16 protein-coding genes are annotated in these 13,924 nt (G+C 59.1%); 8 read left to right on the top strand and 8 right to left on the bottom strand.

The window, feature by feature from the left end; translation table 11 throughout:
* Window positions 1–23: 23 nt before the first annotated feature.
* Window positions 24–440 carry an ASCH domain-containing protein gene (locus I6L44_RS12000; protein ID WP_254204218.1) on the top strand — a complete coding sequence of 139 codons (417 nt, stop codon included), beginning with the start codon at window positions 24–26 and terminating at the stop codon, window positions 438–440.
* Window positions 441–529: 89 nt separating this feature from the next.
* Here I6L44_RS12000 and I6L44_RS11995 read toward each other — a convergent pair whose 3' ends face one another.
* Window positions 530–1,012 (bottom strand): methylated-DNA--[protein]-cysteine S-methyltransferase, encoded by a 483-nt coding sequence (locus tag I6L44_RS11995; RefSeq protein WP_216951938.1) that lies wholly within the window; start codon window positions 1,010–1,012, stop codon window positions 530–532.
* Window positions 1,009–2,547 carry an AlkA N-terminal domain-containing protein gene (locus I6L44_RS11990; protein ID WP_159143116.1) on the bottom strand — a complete coding sequence of 513 codons (1,539 nt, stop codon included), beginning with the start codon at window positions 2,545–2,547 and terminating at the stop codon, window positions 1,009–1,011. Before I6L44_RS11990 ends, I6L44_RS11995 begins: the two co-directional genes overlap by 4 nt.
* Before the next feature lie 409 nt (window positions 2,548–2,956).
* On the opposite strand from I6L44_RS11990, the gene I6L44_RS11985 reads away from it, so the two are divergent.
* The 6 genes from I6L44_RS11985 to I6L44_RS11960 all read left to right on the top strand — a co-directional run bounded on the left by I6L44_RS11985 (window position 2,957) and on the right by I6L44_RS11960 (window position 6,822).
* On the top strand, window positions 2,957–3,346 hold the full coding sequence (locus I6L44_RS11985) for a type IV pilin protein (RefSeq protein WP_216951937.1): 390 nt from the start codon (window positions 2,957–2,959) through the stop codon (window positions 3,344–3,346).
* A 1-nt stretch (window position 3,347) separates the two neighbouring features.
* A complete protein-coding gene (locus I6L44_RS11980; protein ID WP_159143120.1) occupies window positions 3,348–3,767 on the top strand; it encodes a GspH/FimT family pseudopilin in 420 nt (139 codons plus the stop codon).
* Window positions 3,764–4,156, top strand: coding sequence for a prepilin-type N-terminal cleavage/methylation domain-containing protein (locus tag I6L44_RS11975; protein WP_159143122.1), 393 nt, complete (start codon window positions 3,764–3,766; stop codon window positions 4,154–4,156). The genes I6L44_RS11980 and I6L44_RS11975 overlap by 4 nt, the downstream gene beginning before the upstream one ends.
* Window positions 4,150–4,698: a PilW family protein gene (locus tag I6L44_RS11970; RefSeq protein WP_216951936.1), complete on the top strand. Its 549-nt coding sequence runs from the start codon at window positions 4,150–4,152 to the stop codon at window positions 4,696–4,698. The genes I6L44_RS11975 and I6L44_RS11970 overlap by 7 nt, the downstream gene beginning before the upstream one ends.
* Entirely contained in the window at window positions 4,695–6,326 is a 1,632-nt protein-coding gene (locus I6L44_RS11965) for a hypothetical protein (RefSeq protein WP_216951935.1), read from the top strand. Before I6L44_RS11970 ends, I6L44_RS11965 begins: the two co-directional genes overlap by 4 nt.
* Before the next feature lie 94 nt (window positions 6,327–6,420).
* Complete coding sequence (locus tag I6L44_RS11960) at window positions 6,421–6,822, top strand: VOC family protein (RefSeq protein WP_159143128.1); 402 nt, start codon at window positions 6,421–6,423, stop codon at window positions 6,820–6,822.
* 118 nt (window positions 6,823–6,940) lie between these two features.
* On the opposite strand, the gene I6L44_RS11955 is transcribed toward I6L44_RS11960, so the two are convergent.
* The 4 genes from I6L44_RS11955 to I6L44_RS11940 all read right to left on the bottom strand — a co-directional run bounded on the left by I6L44_RS11955 (window position 6,941) and on the right by I6L44_RS11940 (window position 10,530).
* Complete coding sequence (locus I6L44_RS11955) at window positions 6,941–8,419, bottom strand: carboxypeptidase M32 (protein WP_216951934.1); 1,479 nt, start codon at window positions 8,417–8,419, stop codon at window positions 6,941–6,943.
* Window positions 8,420–8,557: 138 nt separating this feature from the next.
* Window positions 8,558–9,139 (bottom strand): DNA endonuclease SmrA, encoded by a 582-nt coding sequence (gene smrA, locus I6L44_RS11950; protein WP_216951933.1) that lies wholly within the window; start codon window positions 9,137–9,139, stop codon window positions 8,558–8,560.
* 187 nt (window positions 9,140–9,326) lie between these two features.
* Window positions 9,327–9,506 carry a DUF3149 domain-containing protein gene (locus tag I6L44_RS11945; RefSeq protein WP_005338733.1) on the bottom strand — a complete coding sequence of 60 codons (180 nt, stop codon included), beginning with the start codon at window positions 9,504–9,506 and terminating at the stop codon, window positions 9,327–9,329.
* 121 nt (window positions 9,507–9,627) lie between these two features.
* The gene (locus I6L44_RS11940) at window positions 9,628–10,530 is read right to left on the bottom strand and encodes a TraB/GumN family protein (RefSeq protein ID WP_216951932.1); all 903 of its coding nucleotides are present in this window, start codon (window positions 10,528–10,530) and stop codon (window positions 9,628–9,630) included.
* 88 nt (window positions 10,531–10,618) lie between these two features.
* Between I6L44_RS11940 and I6L44_RS11935 the strand changes: the two genes are divergently transcribed.
* Window positions 10,619–10,951, top strand: a complete 333-nt coding sequence (locus tag I6L44_RS11935) for a DUF1904 family protein (RefSeq protein WP_216951931.1) — start codon at window positions 10,619–10,621, stop codon at window positions 10,949–10,951.
* A 91-nt stretch (window positions 10,952–11,042) separates the two neighbouring features.
* Here the strand turns inward: I6L44_RS11935 and I6L44_RS11930 are convergent, their stop codons facing one another.
* Both I6L44_RS11930 and I6L44_RS11925 read right to left on the bottom strand, forming a co-directional pair.
* Window positions 11,043–11,870: an SDR family oxidoreductase gene (locus I6L44_RS11930; RefSeq protein ID WP_216951930.1), complete on the bottom strand. Its 828-nt coding sequence runs from the start codon at window positions 11,868–11,870 to the stop codon at window positions 11,043–11,045.
* Between the two features lie 137 nt (window positions 11,871–12,007).
* A complete protein-coding gene (locus tag I6L44_RS11925) occupies window positions 12,008–13,456 on the bottom strand; it encodes an OprD family outer membrane porin (protein ID WP_216951929.1) in 1,449 nt (482 codons plus the stop codon).
* Between the last annotated feature and the right edge of the window lie 468 nt (window positions 13,457–13,924).

Here is a 13,924-nt window from a genome sequence, read left to right as displayed (position 1 = left end):
TAACTCATTGAATGGCTTGAGAGATGTTACCCATCCTTACGCTGGCTCTTACCATGACAGGAAAATACAAGGACGTATTGATGCTCGCACTTTCGATCGTGAGTCCGCATGGGGCAAATATTGCTTCAGGAAAGAAAACGTTGGAGGTGCGCTCATGGTGCCCTCAATACCTCCCTATTCGCGATCTTTTGATTGTTGAAAACTCAGTATTTTTATCTCGCGACATGCCGATTGACCCCTATGGTAAGGCCGTTGCGATCGTTGATATTGAGGAGATTCATGAGTGGCAGCCTAGTGAGGTCGTTGCCGCCTGTTCAAGTGGTTGGGAATCAGGTTATTGGGCATGGAGTCTGTCAAATGTTCGTGCCATTGAGAATGGTCAGTTCATCTGTGCAAAAAGAAAGCTTTACGAAGTTGATTTCGATCTTTCTGGGCTTTAGCCAATTCAACTAACAGCTTTCATTTAAAAAAGGTTTCACTGCGATCGAGTCCTTTACCTGTCCATGTGTTTATTTCTCTCAAGGGATTGTCACAATGGAAGCCGATCTGATTCCAGCGCCAGCAGCGCTTTTTTGATCTCCAATCCTCCCGCATAGCCGGTCAGGCTGCCGTTTTGGCCGATCACCCGATGGCAGGGAATGATGATCGAGAGTGGATTGCGGCCGTTTGCCGCGCCCACTGCTCGCACCGCATCCGGTTTGCCGATGGCTCGGGCAATATCGCTGTAGCTGCGAGTTTCGCCGTAGGGGATGTCGCACAGCGCTTGCCACACAGCTTGTTGAAAAGCAGTGCCACTGGCGGCAAGGGGCAGGGAGAAGCGCTGCAAGCGACCGGCAAAATAGGCGTCAAATTCGGCGAGGAAGGGGGCCAGTGCCCCGTGATCTTGCTGCCAGCCACTCATATCGGGCAGTGCCCGCAGGCCCGCCACAAAGTCCACGTGCACCAGACCGGATTCATTGATGGCGACCAGCAGATCGCCGCAGCGGGTCGGCAGGATATCGTAGCGGATCATGGGGTTATCTCCTGTTGTTGGGTATCTGGCTGTTGTTCATTGCTGGTGGCATGGAGCAGCAAATCGGGCGCTTCACTCATGGCATGCCACAGCCAGCTGGCCGCATAGCTGCGCCACGGCTGCCATGCTGCGCTTTGCGCCAACCCCTCTTTTACCGGCAGCTTGGTGCCGCCTCCGAGTGCCTTTTGCAGCACCAGATCGGAGGCGGGGAAGGCATCGGTATCCAGCCCGCAACGCAGCCGCCAGTAAGAGACCGTCCAGGGGCCTATACCCGGCAGCGCCAGCAACTGCTCGTCACTGGCTGTCGTGAGGGTCAGCTCGCCACTGGCCAGCGCCTGTGCCACGCCCCGCAGGGTACGAATACGGCTGCCGGGCATGCCGATACCGTCGAGATCGAGTTCGCACAACTGGGCGGGGGTCGGTAGTTGCGCCACCCCGAATTGCGCCTCGGTACGGGCTACCAGTCGCCCGAGTATGGTGATGGCCCCCTTGACCGAGACCTGTTGGCCGACGATGGCGCGCAGCATTACTTCGTACTCATCCCAACCACCTGGCAGCCGTACGCCGGGCCAGCGCGCTTGCAAGCGGGCGAGCAGCGGATCCTGACCGAGCAGATCACCGATCCGCTGCATATCGGCATCGAGATCCCACATCCGGCGCACTCGATAGAGCAGATCGGGTAGCGCCGCGAGCGGCAGATCATGAACGGTGAGTTGCAGGCTGTGCCCCTTGCCCTGCGCGATGCGCACCAGCGCGACCTGATCACCGACCTGGTAGCGCCGCTCATACACCTCGCCATCTACCCGCTCCAGCCCGGGGATCGCACGCAGCCGGTAGAACGCCAGCATGGCCGCCACATCATACGGGGGACGGTAGGGCAACTGCAGCGTCAGCGTTGCGCCGCGCGGCTCCGAGCCTATGTGCTCTGGCGCATGCTCCTCTTGTTGGCGCAGGGTGCGTGGGGCCAGCCCGTAGGCGTTCAGCCAGGCGTCATTGAAGCGGCGGATGCTGGCAAAACCGGCGGTAAACGCGATGTCGGTAATGGGCAGCCCTGTTTCGGTCAGCAGTCGTTTCGCGAGCAGCAGGCGGCGCGTCTGCTCCACCTGTTTTGGCGAGGCGCCGAGGTGCTGCTCGAACTGGCGGCGCAGGGTACGTTCGCTTATCCCTGCCTCAGTGGCCAGTTTGGCGAGCGTTCCCTCCGCCAGCTCGCCGCGATCGATGCGCGCCAGCAGACGTGCCAGTTCAACCGGCAGATCGCCACGGGCGGCGGGGGCCAGCTCGGGGCGGCAGCGCAGGCAGGGGCGCAGCCCATACTGCTCGGCGGCCGCGGCGCTTTGGAAGTAGCGCACGTTGTGCTCGTGCGGTGGCCGTGCCGGGCAGACTGGCCGGCAGTAGATGCCGGTCGAGATGACGCCGGTAAAAAAACGGCCATCAAAGCGAGCGTCGCGGGCGAGCCGTGCGGCGTGACACTGTTCACGGCTGAGGGTGTTGATCACCTCATCCGGTGACGACTCTGGGCTGGGCTTTGCATTCATGGTGTTGGCGGCTTTGCTGGAATAGATGGCAAGAGAGTAAGGGGGCTCGGGGGCCATGACTAGCCAGAAACGGACAGGGATAGCAAAAATTGGCGAAAGGTTTTTTTACTCTTTCGTTGCACGGTTGGGTTTCACTCTTCGCTCCGTTGTTGTCCATTTGGCAATGCTCGGCAGAAGAGCTCATAACGGATGGGGTCGGAGGCTCGATTGGTCTAGCTTTATTTGCTTAGCGAGATTAGTGGCGGCGAAAACTGCTTATAAATTAATAAAAGATCACATAATTATCTTTTTTACATTGAATGTGGTGATTTTGTGTTGTTCAATTGAGTCGGTTAATTTCTGGTGATTATTAAGTCATCACATCTGCGGCTCAAGGCCGACCAATAACAACACTTGCCAAGGATGATAAGTGAACGACTGTAAGGCATGGTCCCATTGCCGGGGGTTTAGTCTGATCGAGTTGTTGATCGCCATGACGGTTGTCAGCATTCTCGCAGCCATCGCGTTGCCAGCGTATCAGGGTTATCTGCAACAGGGACGTCGTTACGAAGCACAGCAGCAATTGCTGGAGCAGGCGCTCGCCCTCGAACGTATCTATACCCAACAGGGGCGTTATCCCGCCACGTTTGCCACCCCTTCCAACACGGATTTCTACCAGTTCAGCTACAGCCAGCAAGATGCTGGCGACTATCTGCTCAAAGCCATTCCAACGACGCGACAACAGGATGAATGCGGCACTCTGACCCTCGATCAGACCGGTTATCGCGCGGCCAATCGCCATGACTGCTGGGGATCATAAGATGAACGTGCGCGGATTTACTCTGATTGAGTTGATGATCACGGTCGGCATCGCCGCTATTTTGCTGCTAGTCGGGTTGCCCTCCATGAGTCAGCGCCTCGCGGCCGAACGACTCGATCGCAGTGCGACCGAGCTCGCGTCAGCCTACCGCTTTGCCCGCAGCGAAGCGGTCAAGCTGACCCTGCCGGTGGTACTGCAGGGCACCGAGAACGGTGGCTGGGAGGTGATGGCTGACAGCAAGTTGCTGCGTCAGACGGCAGCACCTGCTGGCGGCGTGGTGATCAAGCCGTTTGACCCCATCAAGATCGCGCCAACCGGCAGTAGCAGCCACGCCGAGATCATTCTGGCCAATCGCCTCGGTGAGCAGCGCGTGCTCTGTGTGGCGCCGAGCGGCCAGCTGCTGCACGGGAGCTGCTCATGAGACACACCGCGCCTGCTCGCCAGCAGGGTTTCAATCTGGTGGAGATCATGGTCTCCATGGTGTTGGCGGTGATGGTATTTCTCGGTCTCGCCAAGGGGCAGGTGGTCTCGTTGCAGCAGGCGCACTATAGCCTGCAGAGTACGTTGGCCACGATTGAGGCGAGCAACAGTGTGGAGCAGATCTGGGGTTCGCTGTGTGAAGTACAGCGCAAGCCGGAGCGGTTCACCCAGGGCGATTTTCTTGCCCGCTTCACCCTGCACGAGGGCCACCAGCTGGTGCTGCCTAGTCGCTACAGCGACCACTTTGTGGTCGCCATCGAGTGGCGTGATGCGCGGATCTCCGGTGCCAGGCGGGTTGAGCTGAACGCAGGATTTCCGCCACTATGCTGAACGTTCCCTTCCGACAGCGAGGTGTCAGTCTCGTCGAGCTGATGATCTCCATGGTGCTCGGTCTGATGCTGATGCTGGCTATTTTTGCCGGTTACGTGCCTATCAAGAGCACGGTTGAGCAGAGCAAGGCGCTGGAGCAGGCGAACGAAGTGCTGCGCTTTGCCACTCTCACCTTTACCAACAGCGTCAAGCAGGCGGATCAGCTGATAGCGGTCACCCCTGATCGCCTGACGCTGGCTTTCAAGGTAGAGGGGGGCAGTCCGGTGCTCTCCTGCCTTGGCAACCAGAAAACCGCCGATTTTACCGAGCAGTACCGCTTCACGCCGCCGGTACTCAGTTGCGATGACGGGGATGGCCCGCGCCTGTTGCTGGCCCATCTTCAGGATCTTGAATTCAGCCAGCAGGGGGCGCTGGTCAATATCCGCATCTTGCCCGAAGGGCTGCCGAGCTATCTGGCGCCTGGGGTAGAGGTGCAGGTGGCACGCCGCAAGGCGGTCTGGGCGGCAGCACTGGCCACATCCGGTGCAGGGGGAGCAGGATGAACAAGGGATTGCAGGGGCAGCGAGGAGCCGTATTGCTGGTGGTGCTGGTGGTGAGCCTGCTGTCGAGCCTGCTGGTGTTTACCAGCATTCAGGAGAACCAGCTGCAAACCCGCCTGAGCGGCAATTTTCACAAGAAGATCAATGCACAGCTCAGTGCCGAGCAGGGGATGAACGACAGTTATCGCGCCCTGCATCAGGCGCTCGGCTCCGAACCACGGATAGAGTGGGATCAACTGGTGCAGAAGGTGCCAGGCAAGGGGGAAGGGGCCATGGCGGGCAGCCGCTTTCGCATCGATCAGCTGGATGCTTCTACAGGCAGCAAACTGGCGTTGCAGAGCCATGGCCGTTATCTGGAGGGCAATGCCAGTCTCAACGCGCTGTTTGCCCTCAAGCGCGAGCCCGGCAATCTCATCTTTCAGGATTCGGTAGTGGCATGCGAAGGGCTAAGCCTCTCCGGTAGCGGTTTTATCGATAGTTATGACTCGCGCAAGGGAGCGTACAAGGAGTCTGTTTCCGGGACCCTTAATCAGGGGCAGAACGCCAAGGTGGCGACCGTCAGCGACAAGGCCAATGTGGTGCTCGCCGGGCACTCCCCCATCTGGGGTGATGTGCGGGCGACCGGCTCGGTGACCTTGAAAGGTTCTTCACCTGTTGCGGGTAATGTACTTGCTGGCGGCGATATCACCATTTCTCCCTCTGATGGGGTCGTCAGGGTTGAGGGCAGCGTGAACGGGAGTGGAAATTTTGCCTTGCAAGGGGGGCATATTGCCGGAGCTGTTGCGATCAATGGGGATGTTTCTATGGGTCATGGCACAAGCATTGCTGGCGACAAGTTGAACTATGGTGGGAACGGGGCATTCCTTGATGCCAAGCATCAGAAGTATCTGGAGCCCCAATACCGAACTCATCCCAAGCTACCGCCTGTTGCCGGGCAGGTGTGTGACCCGCTCAATGTGGCAGCGTTGCCCAAATCGTTCCCCCCTGCAACATTGCCCATCAATGGCCCGCTGACGCTCGGGGCCACCCAGCAGATGGTGCTGACCACGGATCCCTCCACCGGCTCGGTAACCAGCAGCAACCAGCACAAGCCCGGGCTACCGTTCCCCGGCAAAGGGGAGCTGTTTGGCAAGGAACAGACTATTTACAAGCTCGACAGCCTCAATATGGGGGCCGATGCCAAGCTCACCATCAAGGGGGATGTGGTGCTGCTGATCGACAAGGATTTCACCATGACAGGCAGCAACAAGTTGACGGTGAGCGAGGGGAGCAGCCTGACCCTGATCGTCAGCGGCAAGGTCGATCTTGGGGCCGGTGCCGAGGTGACGGCAGCCAAACAGGGGCTGACCGCTGGCGGTACGCCCGCTATTTCCATCTATTCCGCGTATAGCGGCAAGGATGGGGTCAAGCTGTCGGGCAATACGCCGCTCTATGCCGCTCTCTATGCCCCGCTCACCGAGATGAAGATCAGCGGAAGTGGCGGTCTGTACGGGGCGGTGCGTGCCAAGCACCTGACCGAGAGCGGTGCGGGCGGTGTGCACTATGACGAGGCGCTGGGCATGGCAGATCTGGGGGACGATCAGGGGCCGCCTCCGACGTTGGCACTGCGGCAGTGGCACTTTGTGCAGTGAGGCTGGCGAGCCGCTAAAAAGGATCGAATGGGGCGCGCAACTGTGAGAAGGTGGAGATCTGTCCACCCAGTCGTTCACTGTTGAGGAGTGCTCCATGCCAGGCCCAGCTCGTGCCGGTGCCCTGATCTATGCCAAGGATCCGGGCCTGCTGACCCACTTTTACCGTACATTGCTGCAGATGGTGGTCTGCAGTCAGGATGAGCAGTTGGTGGTGCTGGAAAACAGCGATATCCAGCTGCTGATCCACGCCATTCCCGAGCCTTATACCGGGCAAGTTGTTATCAAGCGGCCGCCGGAATTGCGGGAAGAGGGGGCCATCAAGCTGTTCTTCACCGTCTCCAGCCTCGCTTGGGCAGAAGCGAAGGCGGCGGATCTCGGCGGCGGCCTGCTGCCACAGCAGTGGACGGGGCCCGGCTTTGTGGTGCGCAACGCCTTCGACCCTGAGGGCAATATCCTGCAACTGCGCGAGTTGCTGGGTTCCCCTGATCCTCTCTGAATTTTCTCTTTTTACAGCATGGTTGTGGCGGCGTGCTGTGCCATGCACCGCCATAAAAACGGGGCCCTGTAGTGGTCAACTAAAAGGGCCCCGTCTTTTGTTACCCGTGTAGCAAGCATCACTTCAGATAACGCTGTTCCAGATGCTGGCGCAGCCAGTGCGGGTTAAGCGCTTCACCGGTGGCGCGGCGCACCAGCTCGTCGGTGCTGTGCAGGCTCCCCTGTGACCAGATCTGGCGCCCGAGCCAGCCGAAGATCTCCGGCAAGCGACCCGCCGCGATCACCTCCCCCATGCTGCCCAGCTCTTTTTCGAGGGCAAAACGCAGCTGGGCGGCATACATGGCGCCCAGGGTGTAGCTCGGGAAGTAGCCGAACGAGCCGTCGGTCCAGTGAATATCCTGCATGCAGCCATTGCGGTAGTTGCCCTTGGTGGAGAGCCCCAGCCACTGCTGCATCTTGGCGTCCCACAGCTCGGGGATGTCAGCCACCTCGATCTTCCCTTCCACCAGATCGCGCTCCAGCTCGTAGCGCAGGATAACGTGGGCCGGATAGGTCACCTCGTCCGCATCGACCCGGATAAAGCCCGGCTCGACCCGGCTGTAGAGCTTTGCCAGATTGTCCGGCGCAAACGCCGCCTGCTCGCCGAAGTGGTGACGAATGCGTGGTGCCAGCAGCGCGAGGAAGGCCGGATGATGCCCCAGCTGCATCTCGCAAAACAGGCTCTGGCTCTCGTGGATCGCCATGGAGCGCGCTTCGGCCACCGGCTGACCCAGCAGATGGCGCGGCAGCCCCTGCTCGTAACGGGCGTGACCGGTCTCGTGCACTATGCCCATCAGGCTGGAGACAAACTCCTGCTCGTTATAGCGGGTGGTGATCCGCACGTCGGTCGGCACGCCGCCACAGAAGGGGTGGCTGCTCACATCGAGCCGGCCGTGGGCGAAATCAAAACCGAGCAGTCCCATCACCTCCTGACCGAGCGCCTGCTGGGTGGGGATGGGGAAGGGGCCTTGCGGCAGCAGCAGGGCATCGCCCTTCTGCTGTTCACTCACGGTCTGGATAAGAGCCGGCAGCCAGCTGGCGAGATCGCCGAAGATCTGATCGAGCCGTGCGCTGGTCATGCCCGGCTCATAGAGCGCCAGCATGGCGTCGTAGGGGCGCACGCCAAGGGCATCGGCCCGCAGCTGCGCCACTTCACGGGAGAGTTTCACCACCTCCTCAAGATTGGGGGCAAAACCGGCCCAGTCGTTGTTCTTGCGCTGGCTGCGCCAGGCGTGCTCGCACTTGCTGCCAGCGAGCGACAGCGCTTCGACCTGCTCACCGGGCAGCAGGCTGGCATCTTGCCACTGGCGCTTGATCTCGCCGAGGTTGGCACGTTGCACTTCATCGAGCGGCTCACTCTCGGCCTTGGCAATCCAGTCGCCCAGCTCGGGAGCGGTGCGCTTCTGGTGGATCAGCAGACCGAGTTCGGCCATTGCTTCGGCGCGGGCATCGTTGCCCCCTTCCGGCATCATGGCCGCCTGATCCCAGCCGCAGATGGCGGCGAGGTGGCTAAAGCGGTGGATCTGCTGCTGATGTTGTTCAAGCTTTTGATATGACATGGGATTGTCCTTGTTATCGTCCCTGATGGTATGCAGCCCCGTACCTGGCATGATCGGGGCCGTTCGATGCTAACACCGCCGCTGTATAGTTGACCACCTTCATGCGGGCGGGCAAAAGACGTGGGAGCGAAACGCGGATTAGCCGAGCCGCTTCTGGTGCCGTTCGCGGTTTTCCACTTTTTTGCGTTCGCTTTTACGCAGCAGCACGTATAGAGCACCGCTGCCGCCGTGGCGACGCTCGGCGCTGTGGATCGCCATGACGGCGGGCAGTTGCGGCAACCAGGCGCTCACATAGCTTTTCAGCAGGGCGCGCGGGGTGCTGCGCTCCCCCTTGCCGTGCAGGATCAGCAGGCAGCGGATATCCCGGACTTCACAATCCGCAATGAACTGCACCAGCGTCTGGCGTGCCTCATTGAGGGTTTTCTGGTGCAAGTCCAGGCTGGCCTGCAGCTCGTATTTGCCGAGCCGCAGCTTCTTGTAGACCCCCTCCTGCACCCCATCGCGTTTGAAGCCGACGATTTCGTGCGGATCGCGCATCTCGATGGCCTCCATGGTGAGGTGGTCGAGGGCGAGTTGTTCGGCGGTGGCAGCCTGGCGGCGAGCGAGCTGTGCCTCGGTCGGGGCGGATTTGGCCGCATGGGGATGGATGTTGTCGCTGCGAATGGGCCGCACGTCGGCCACTGCATTCATGAATAGCGAGAGTTCGTCGTTATGAGACACGGCAGGCTCCCCATAAGAAAAAGTGGGGGCCATTATAACGGCCGCAACCGGCACAGAAAACGGGGAAAGGGGGAGGGGATAAGGGGCGCCCAGCATGGACACTGGTGCAGTCTGGCCCGGGAATCACAGTCGCGAACCATAAAACAGCACAGGCGGTCAGTGTGAGCTACCGCCTGTGGTCAGAGGATTATTTTCCCTCTTTGGGCTGTTGAGAATGGGGTTGCTGTGAATGAGGCGGTTGCGAGTGCATCACCTTGTAGATGAAGTAGGCCGCGTAAGAGCTGATGAGCAAGAAGGTGCCGATAATCACCAGCATCGACATCAATCCCACGCTGTTGCCAAACATCAGGTCCAGCCAAAAGTCCATTTTATTGCTCCTGTCACCCGGTTGATGACAGGCATGATAAATACCTCTTTGCCCCGTCCGGGATGATCCCGATCAACTCCCTTGCAGGTTGTTTAATAACCAGCGCGTTCTGTGATCGTTCTCACTGGACTCCTTGCGACCGAGTCTGCACCGGACCTGGAGTGGTGAGCGGGGTAATGCGCCACCCTTGCTGCTCCAACAACGCCAGCAACCCCTGTTCGCCGTAAAGGTGCAGGGCGCCTACCACGATAAAGCTCTCGTTGGGCAGGGTGGACCATTTTTTCAGCCAGTTATGGTTGCGCTCGGCCAGCAGGGTCTGCTCCATCCAGCTCTGTAGCGCGGGCGGGGCCATCTCCTCCTTGAGCAGATTGATCAGCGTTGGCTCATCTCCCTGCTGCCACGCCTTCATCACGGCGGCGAAACCACTCTCCAGCATTGGTAGCTCATCCAGGGTGCTGGCGAGCATCAGGGTCTGGTTGTCACCCACGCTGGCCAGATAACCGAGCTGCTCCAGCAGGGTTTCAAAACCCACTACCGGTTTGCCCTCTTTGGCGGCCCGGACGGCAAAGTGCTGGTCTATCCCGAGTTCACTCTTGAAGTCGGAGCGGGCCATGGCGGCCTGGGTCAGGGTAATGGCGGCAAACCAGGGGCGCAGGGTGGCGAGGGTAGCCTCGTCGATGCCATAGCGGGCCCCCGCCATCAGGGTGCGTTGATAGAGCTCGGCAGGCAGATGATCCTTGAGCGGTTTGCCATCCACCAGTCGGGTGAGGGAGCCGGTCTGTTGCCACTGATCCGGCGTGATGCTGTTCATGTCCACCTCCATCACCAGTGTGCGACTCTGCAGCCAGGCACGCTCCACCGGCTCGGGCAGAGGATAGAGGGCAGACTTGCCCGCATGGATGGAGCCCAGCAGCCAGTGTTGCAGGTTGCCCTTGCTCACCCGATAGAAGGCGGGATCGGCAAAGGCGTGCAGCGGTAGCAGCAGGCAGAGCAGGAAGGCAAAGAGGGTGCGATGAAATCTCATGGGGATCCTTAATGTGCGCCGGGTGACTTCTCTTGCTGACAATAACCCCTATGATAAGTCCTCATTTCAGATAACCAAGAGGTTTGCCATGCCCCATCTTCGTTTTCGCGCCGTGACGCTCGATACCCTGCAACAGGTGAGCGGCCCGCTGCTGGCCGAGCTCTGCGAGCTGACCGGCGGTAAGCCGGAGTTTGTCACCATGGAGCGGATTGATAGCTGCTGGATACGCAACGGTGAGTCAGAGGTGGGTTTTCCGTTTGTCGAGCTGCACTGGTTCGAGCGGCCGCAGGAGATGCAGGACGCCGCCGCGCGCCTTATCACGCGCCATTTGAAACGGGTGCTGGGGGAGCAGACCTATGTGGTGGTGCAGGTGATCCCTCTGGTCAAGAGCGCTTACTACAGCAACGGTGAGCACTACTGAAGAGGGGGACAAACCAGGTTGGCGGATTGGATTACGCCGCTATACAGCTAACTCAATCCGGGCGGCAGGATGCTTGTCGCCCATCACGGGATCAGGCCGATTTGGCCAGCAGTTTGTCGAGCCAGCGAGTGGGCAATACCCGTCGCAAGAAGGCAAACAGCCGGGTCGGAGTGGTCACCGGATAGCGTGCCTTGGGATGGGCGTGGGTCAGCGCATGGAGCAGCGGCGGGATGCAGGCTTCGCTCGAGAGGGTAAAGCCGCTGGTGGCCCCCTCTTTTTCCAGCCGCGTCAGGGTCTGGCGGTAGGCCGACTGATGACGGCTCTGAGCCGGATCGATGTGGCGCAGGAAGGCGTTGCGAGCATTGGCACGAAAACGGGTATCGATGGGGCCCGGTTCAATCAGGCTGATATGTACCCCGCTACCCGCCAGTTCGAGGCGCAGAGTGTCGCTATAACCTTCCAGCGCAAACTTGCTGGCGTTATAGGCGCCGCGATACTTCATGGCAACCAGTCCCAGTACCGAGCTGTTCTGCACTATCCGCCCCTCTTTGGCCTCCAGCATAGGCGGCAGCACCTGACGGATCAGATGGTGCCAGCCAAACAGGTTGGTATTGAACTGTTCCCTGAGCGCTTCGGTGGGCAGATCTTCCAGCGCCCCGGGTTGGCCATAAGCGCCATTGTTGAACAGGCCATAGAGGCGCCCGCCTGCCAGATGGAGCGCCGCACTGGCACCCAGCTCGATGGAGGCAGAATCCGCCAGATCCAGCTGTACTGCCAGCAATCCCTGTTGCTGCAGACGGGCCACATCTTCCGCCTTGCGCGCCGAGGCGATCACGGTAAAACCGTGCTGCCCGAGCGCCTGTGCGGCGGCGAGGCCAATACCGCTGGAACAACCGGTGATCAAAACAAAACGGGGCATGATGGCGTCCTTGTGACTGCTGACAAAAGCGTGCTGGTGAGTGGATAAAACCCTTATCCGGCTCGCATGTTAGCCTGCCAACCGGAAAAAAGAAAACCGGGCCAAGTGGCCCGGTTTGCTGACATCGTATTGCCTGATTACATGAAGGTAAGCGGCATGATGATGTGGAACTTGACGTCGTGCTCGGAGGCGAAGATGTTGGGGTAATCGGTCCAACCGCCGCCCTGGCTGATGTCGTTGTTGTAGTCGGTGTAGTGCAGTTTGAACAGGGTGCCTTTCAGCTTGCCATCCTGCACGGTATAGCTGACATCGAAGTTGACGGCCCACTCGGTATCCTCGCCGTTGGCTGCTTTCTTGCCTTGGCCATTTTCGATATCCCAACCGTAGGCGCCGGATACACCGACAGCCCAGCCCGGCGCACCAACCAGATCATCCAGAGAACGGGTCACGCCGAAGAACAGTGCTTTTTCGTTGTTGGCGTTCCAGTCAGAGCGGGAATCCCACCAAATTTCGTTGGCGCCCTGGGAGTTGGCGTAGCCACGGGTCAGACGGGGCAGGTAGTTGCCTTCCGCACCTTCAGCCTTGGTCCACAGACCTTCCAGACGGAAGCCGTATTGGGCGTAGTTCCAAGCAGCAGTCAGTGCTTGTTGCCATGCCAGGCCGTCGTAAGTTTCAATCTGGGAGCCGCCCTTGGTGTAGGTCTCGGTCTCGGAACCGTAGAACTGGTAGCTGGTGGCGAGGCCGCCCAGTACGTCAAACTTGTGAGCCAGTTTGAAGTGGTAGCTGTCCATGTAGCCTTCGGACTGACCGAAAGAACCGGTCACGGCAGTGCCATTTTCAAAGGTGTAACGAGCCGCGATACCGTGGATATAGTCGATGATGTTTTCATCAGCGAACGGATCCATCCACGCTTTGGCGCGAGAGAAGACCTGAGTCTCTTTGTACCAAGGGGCCTTGTACTCGTCAGCGATGGCGTAGGTCAGGTAGAGACCGCCAAAGTTGCCTTCGACTTGACCACCACGATAGGTACCCGGCTGATAGGACCAGTTAACACCGATTTGGCCAGGGACATACAGCTGGGTGTAACCACCCTTGGCAGTCACACCGCCGTCCAGGAATTTCAGCTTCAGAGCTGCGTTGGAGAGGCTGAAGCCACCCTCGGGAGAGCCATCTTTGTAGTTGTTGCCCCAGGAGTTGCCTGCAAAGGAGAACTCGTTCTCCTGGTTGACCGGATGGTTTTCGGTAACGGCCAGGTCATAGGCACCGAAGCCGCCCAGATCCAGACCAACAGTGTCCCAGGCATAACCGGAGTTGAAGTTGAGAGCTGCCTGGACGGTGGAATGGCTCAGGTTGGACTGGTACTTGCCTTCTTTCTTGGCGGCAGTCGGGTCACCATCGATGCGCTGACGATCACGCTGGAAGTAGAACAGGCCACCGGTCAGTTTGGAGTCTTTTACGAAGGTTTCATAGGACTGGCCATATTCCGGGCTCATCATATCCTGGGCTGCCAACGCCATGCCGGGGGCGACCAGAGCGGCTACCACAGCGGCACTCAAAGCGGCGCGCTTGAAGATCACTTTTTCCATTTTTATTGCTCCTGATTTTATGGACTTAGCTTTTTTCCGGCAGCTGGCATCGGGCCTACCGCTCGGTATTGGCATTGCAATCAAAACCCCGAAGGGCAAAAAATCTTCTCTTGGCTACCTGCAAACCCGGATGTCTTGGCACATCTGTAGTTGGCAGTCCTGATCATCACATGTTGTTTTTTTTGTTCCGATTCTTGGCTATCGGACAACTCCAAGAGTACGTTCGCGGTGCGAAATATCAATGAAAAGTTCCCTCAACGTTTCAAAAGTATGACCGAGTGCAAATAATCATGGGCAAGGTCGTAAACAGCCTCATGGCAGGTATCACGGTAATGAGAGCGTTTTCTTGGAGGTGTGGCCAGCGCCGGTGCGGGTTTTCATCAGATACGGGGGAAGGGAAGCTGTTAACCTGCAGGCAACATATAATTTTGTGCTACAAAAAAACTTTCCCTCTGGTCGAGGGAAAGT

Source organism: Aeromonas sp. FDAARGOS 1414 (genome assembly GCF_019047065.1).
In the GTDB taxonomy this organism is placed as follows: domain Bacteria; phylum Pseudomonadota; class Gammaproteobacteria; order Enterobacterales; family Aeromonadaceae; genus Aeromonas; species Aeromonas veronii_A.
The sequence above is the reverse complement of the archived record's forward strand: the minus strand, read 5'-3'. Positions and strand labels throughout refer to the sequence as shown.

What these genes read in the sequence shown, in the direction of transcription:
- I6L44_RS12000 (WP_254204218.1), top strand. Translation starts at nt 24, where the DNA reads ATGTTACCCATCCTTACGCTGGCTCTTACCATGACAGGAAAATACAAG.
- I6L44_RS11995 (WP_216951938.1), bottom strand. Translation starts at nt 1,012, where the DNA reads ATGATCCGCTACGATATCCTGCCGACCCGCTGCGGCGATCTGCTGGTC.
- I6L44_RS11990 (WP_159143116.1), bottom strand. Translation starts at nt 2,547, where the DNA reads ATGAATGCAAAGCCCAGCCCAGAGTCGTCACCGGATGAGGTGATCAAC.
- I6L44_RS11980 (WP_159143120.1), top strand. Translation starts at nt 3,348, where the DNA reads ATGAACGTGCGCGGATTTACTCTGATTGAGTTGATGATCACGGTCGGC.
- I6L44_RS11975 (WP_159143122.1), top strand. Translation starts at nt 3,764, where the DNA reads ATGAGACACACCGCGCCTGCTCGCCAGCAGGGTTTCAATCTGGTGGAG.
- I6L44_RS11970 (WP_216951936.1), top strand. Translation starts at nt 4,150, where the DNA reads ATGCTGAACGTTCCCTTCCGACAGCGAGGTGTCAGTCTCGTCGAGCTG.
- I6L44_RS11965 (WP_216951935.1), top strand. Translation starts at nt 4,695, where the DNA reads ATGAACAAGGGATTGCAGGGGCAGCGAGGAGCCGTATTGCTGGTGGTG.
- I6L44_RS11960 (WP_159143128.1), top strand. Translation starts at nt 6,421, where the DNA reads ATGCCAGGCCCAGCTCGTGCCGGTGCCCTGATCTATGCCAAGGATCCG.
- I6L44_RS11955 (WP_216951934.1), bottom strand. Translation starts at nt 8,419, where the DNA reads ATGTCATATCAAAAGCTTGAACAACATCAGCAGCAGATCCACCGCTTT.
- I6L44_RS11945 (WP_005338733.1), bottom strand. Translation starts at nt 9,506, where the DNA reads ATGGACTTTTGGCTGGACCTGATGTTTGGCAACAGCGTGGGATTGATG.
- I6L44_RS11940 (WP_216951932.1), bottom strand. Translation starts at nt 10,530, where the DNA reads ATGAGATTTCATCGCACCCTCTTTGCCTTCCTGCTCTGCCTGCTGCTA.
- I6L44_RS11935 (WP_216951931.1), top strand. Translation starts at nt 10,619, where the DNA reads ATGCCCCATCTTCGTTTTCGCGCCGTGACGCTCGATACCCTGCAACAG.
- I6L44_RS11930 (WP_216951930.1), bottom strand. Translation starts at nt 11,870, where the DNA reads ATGCCCCGTTTTGTTTTGATCACCGGTTGTTCCAGCGGTATTGGCCTC.
- I6L44_RS11925 (WP_216951929.1), bottom strand. Translation starts at nt 13,456, where the DNA reads ATGGAAAAAGTGATCTTCAAGCGCGCCGCTTTGAGTGCCGCTGTGGTA.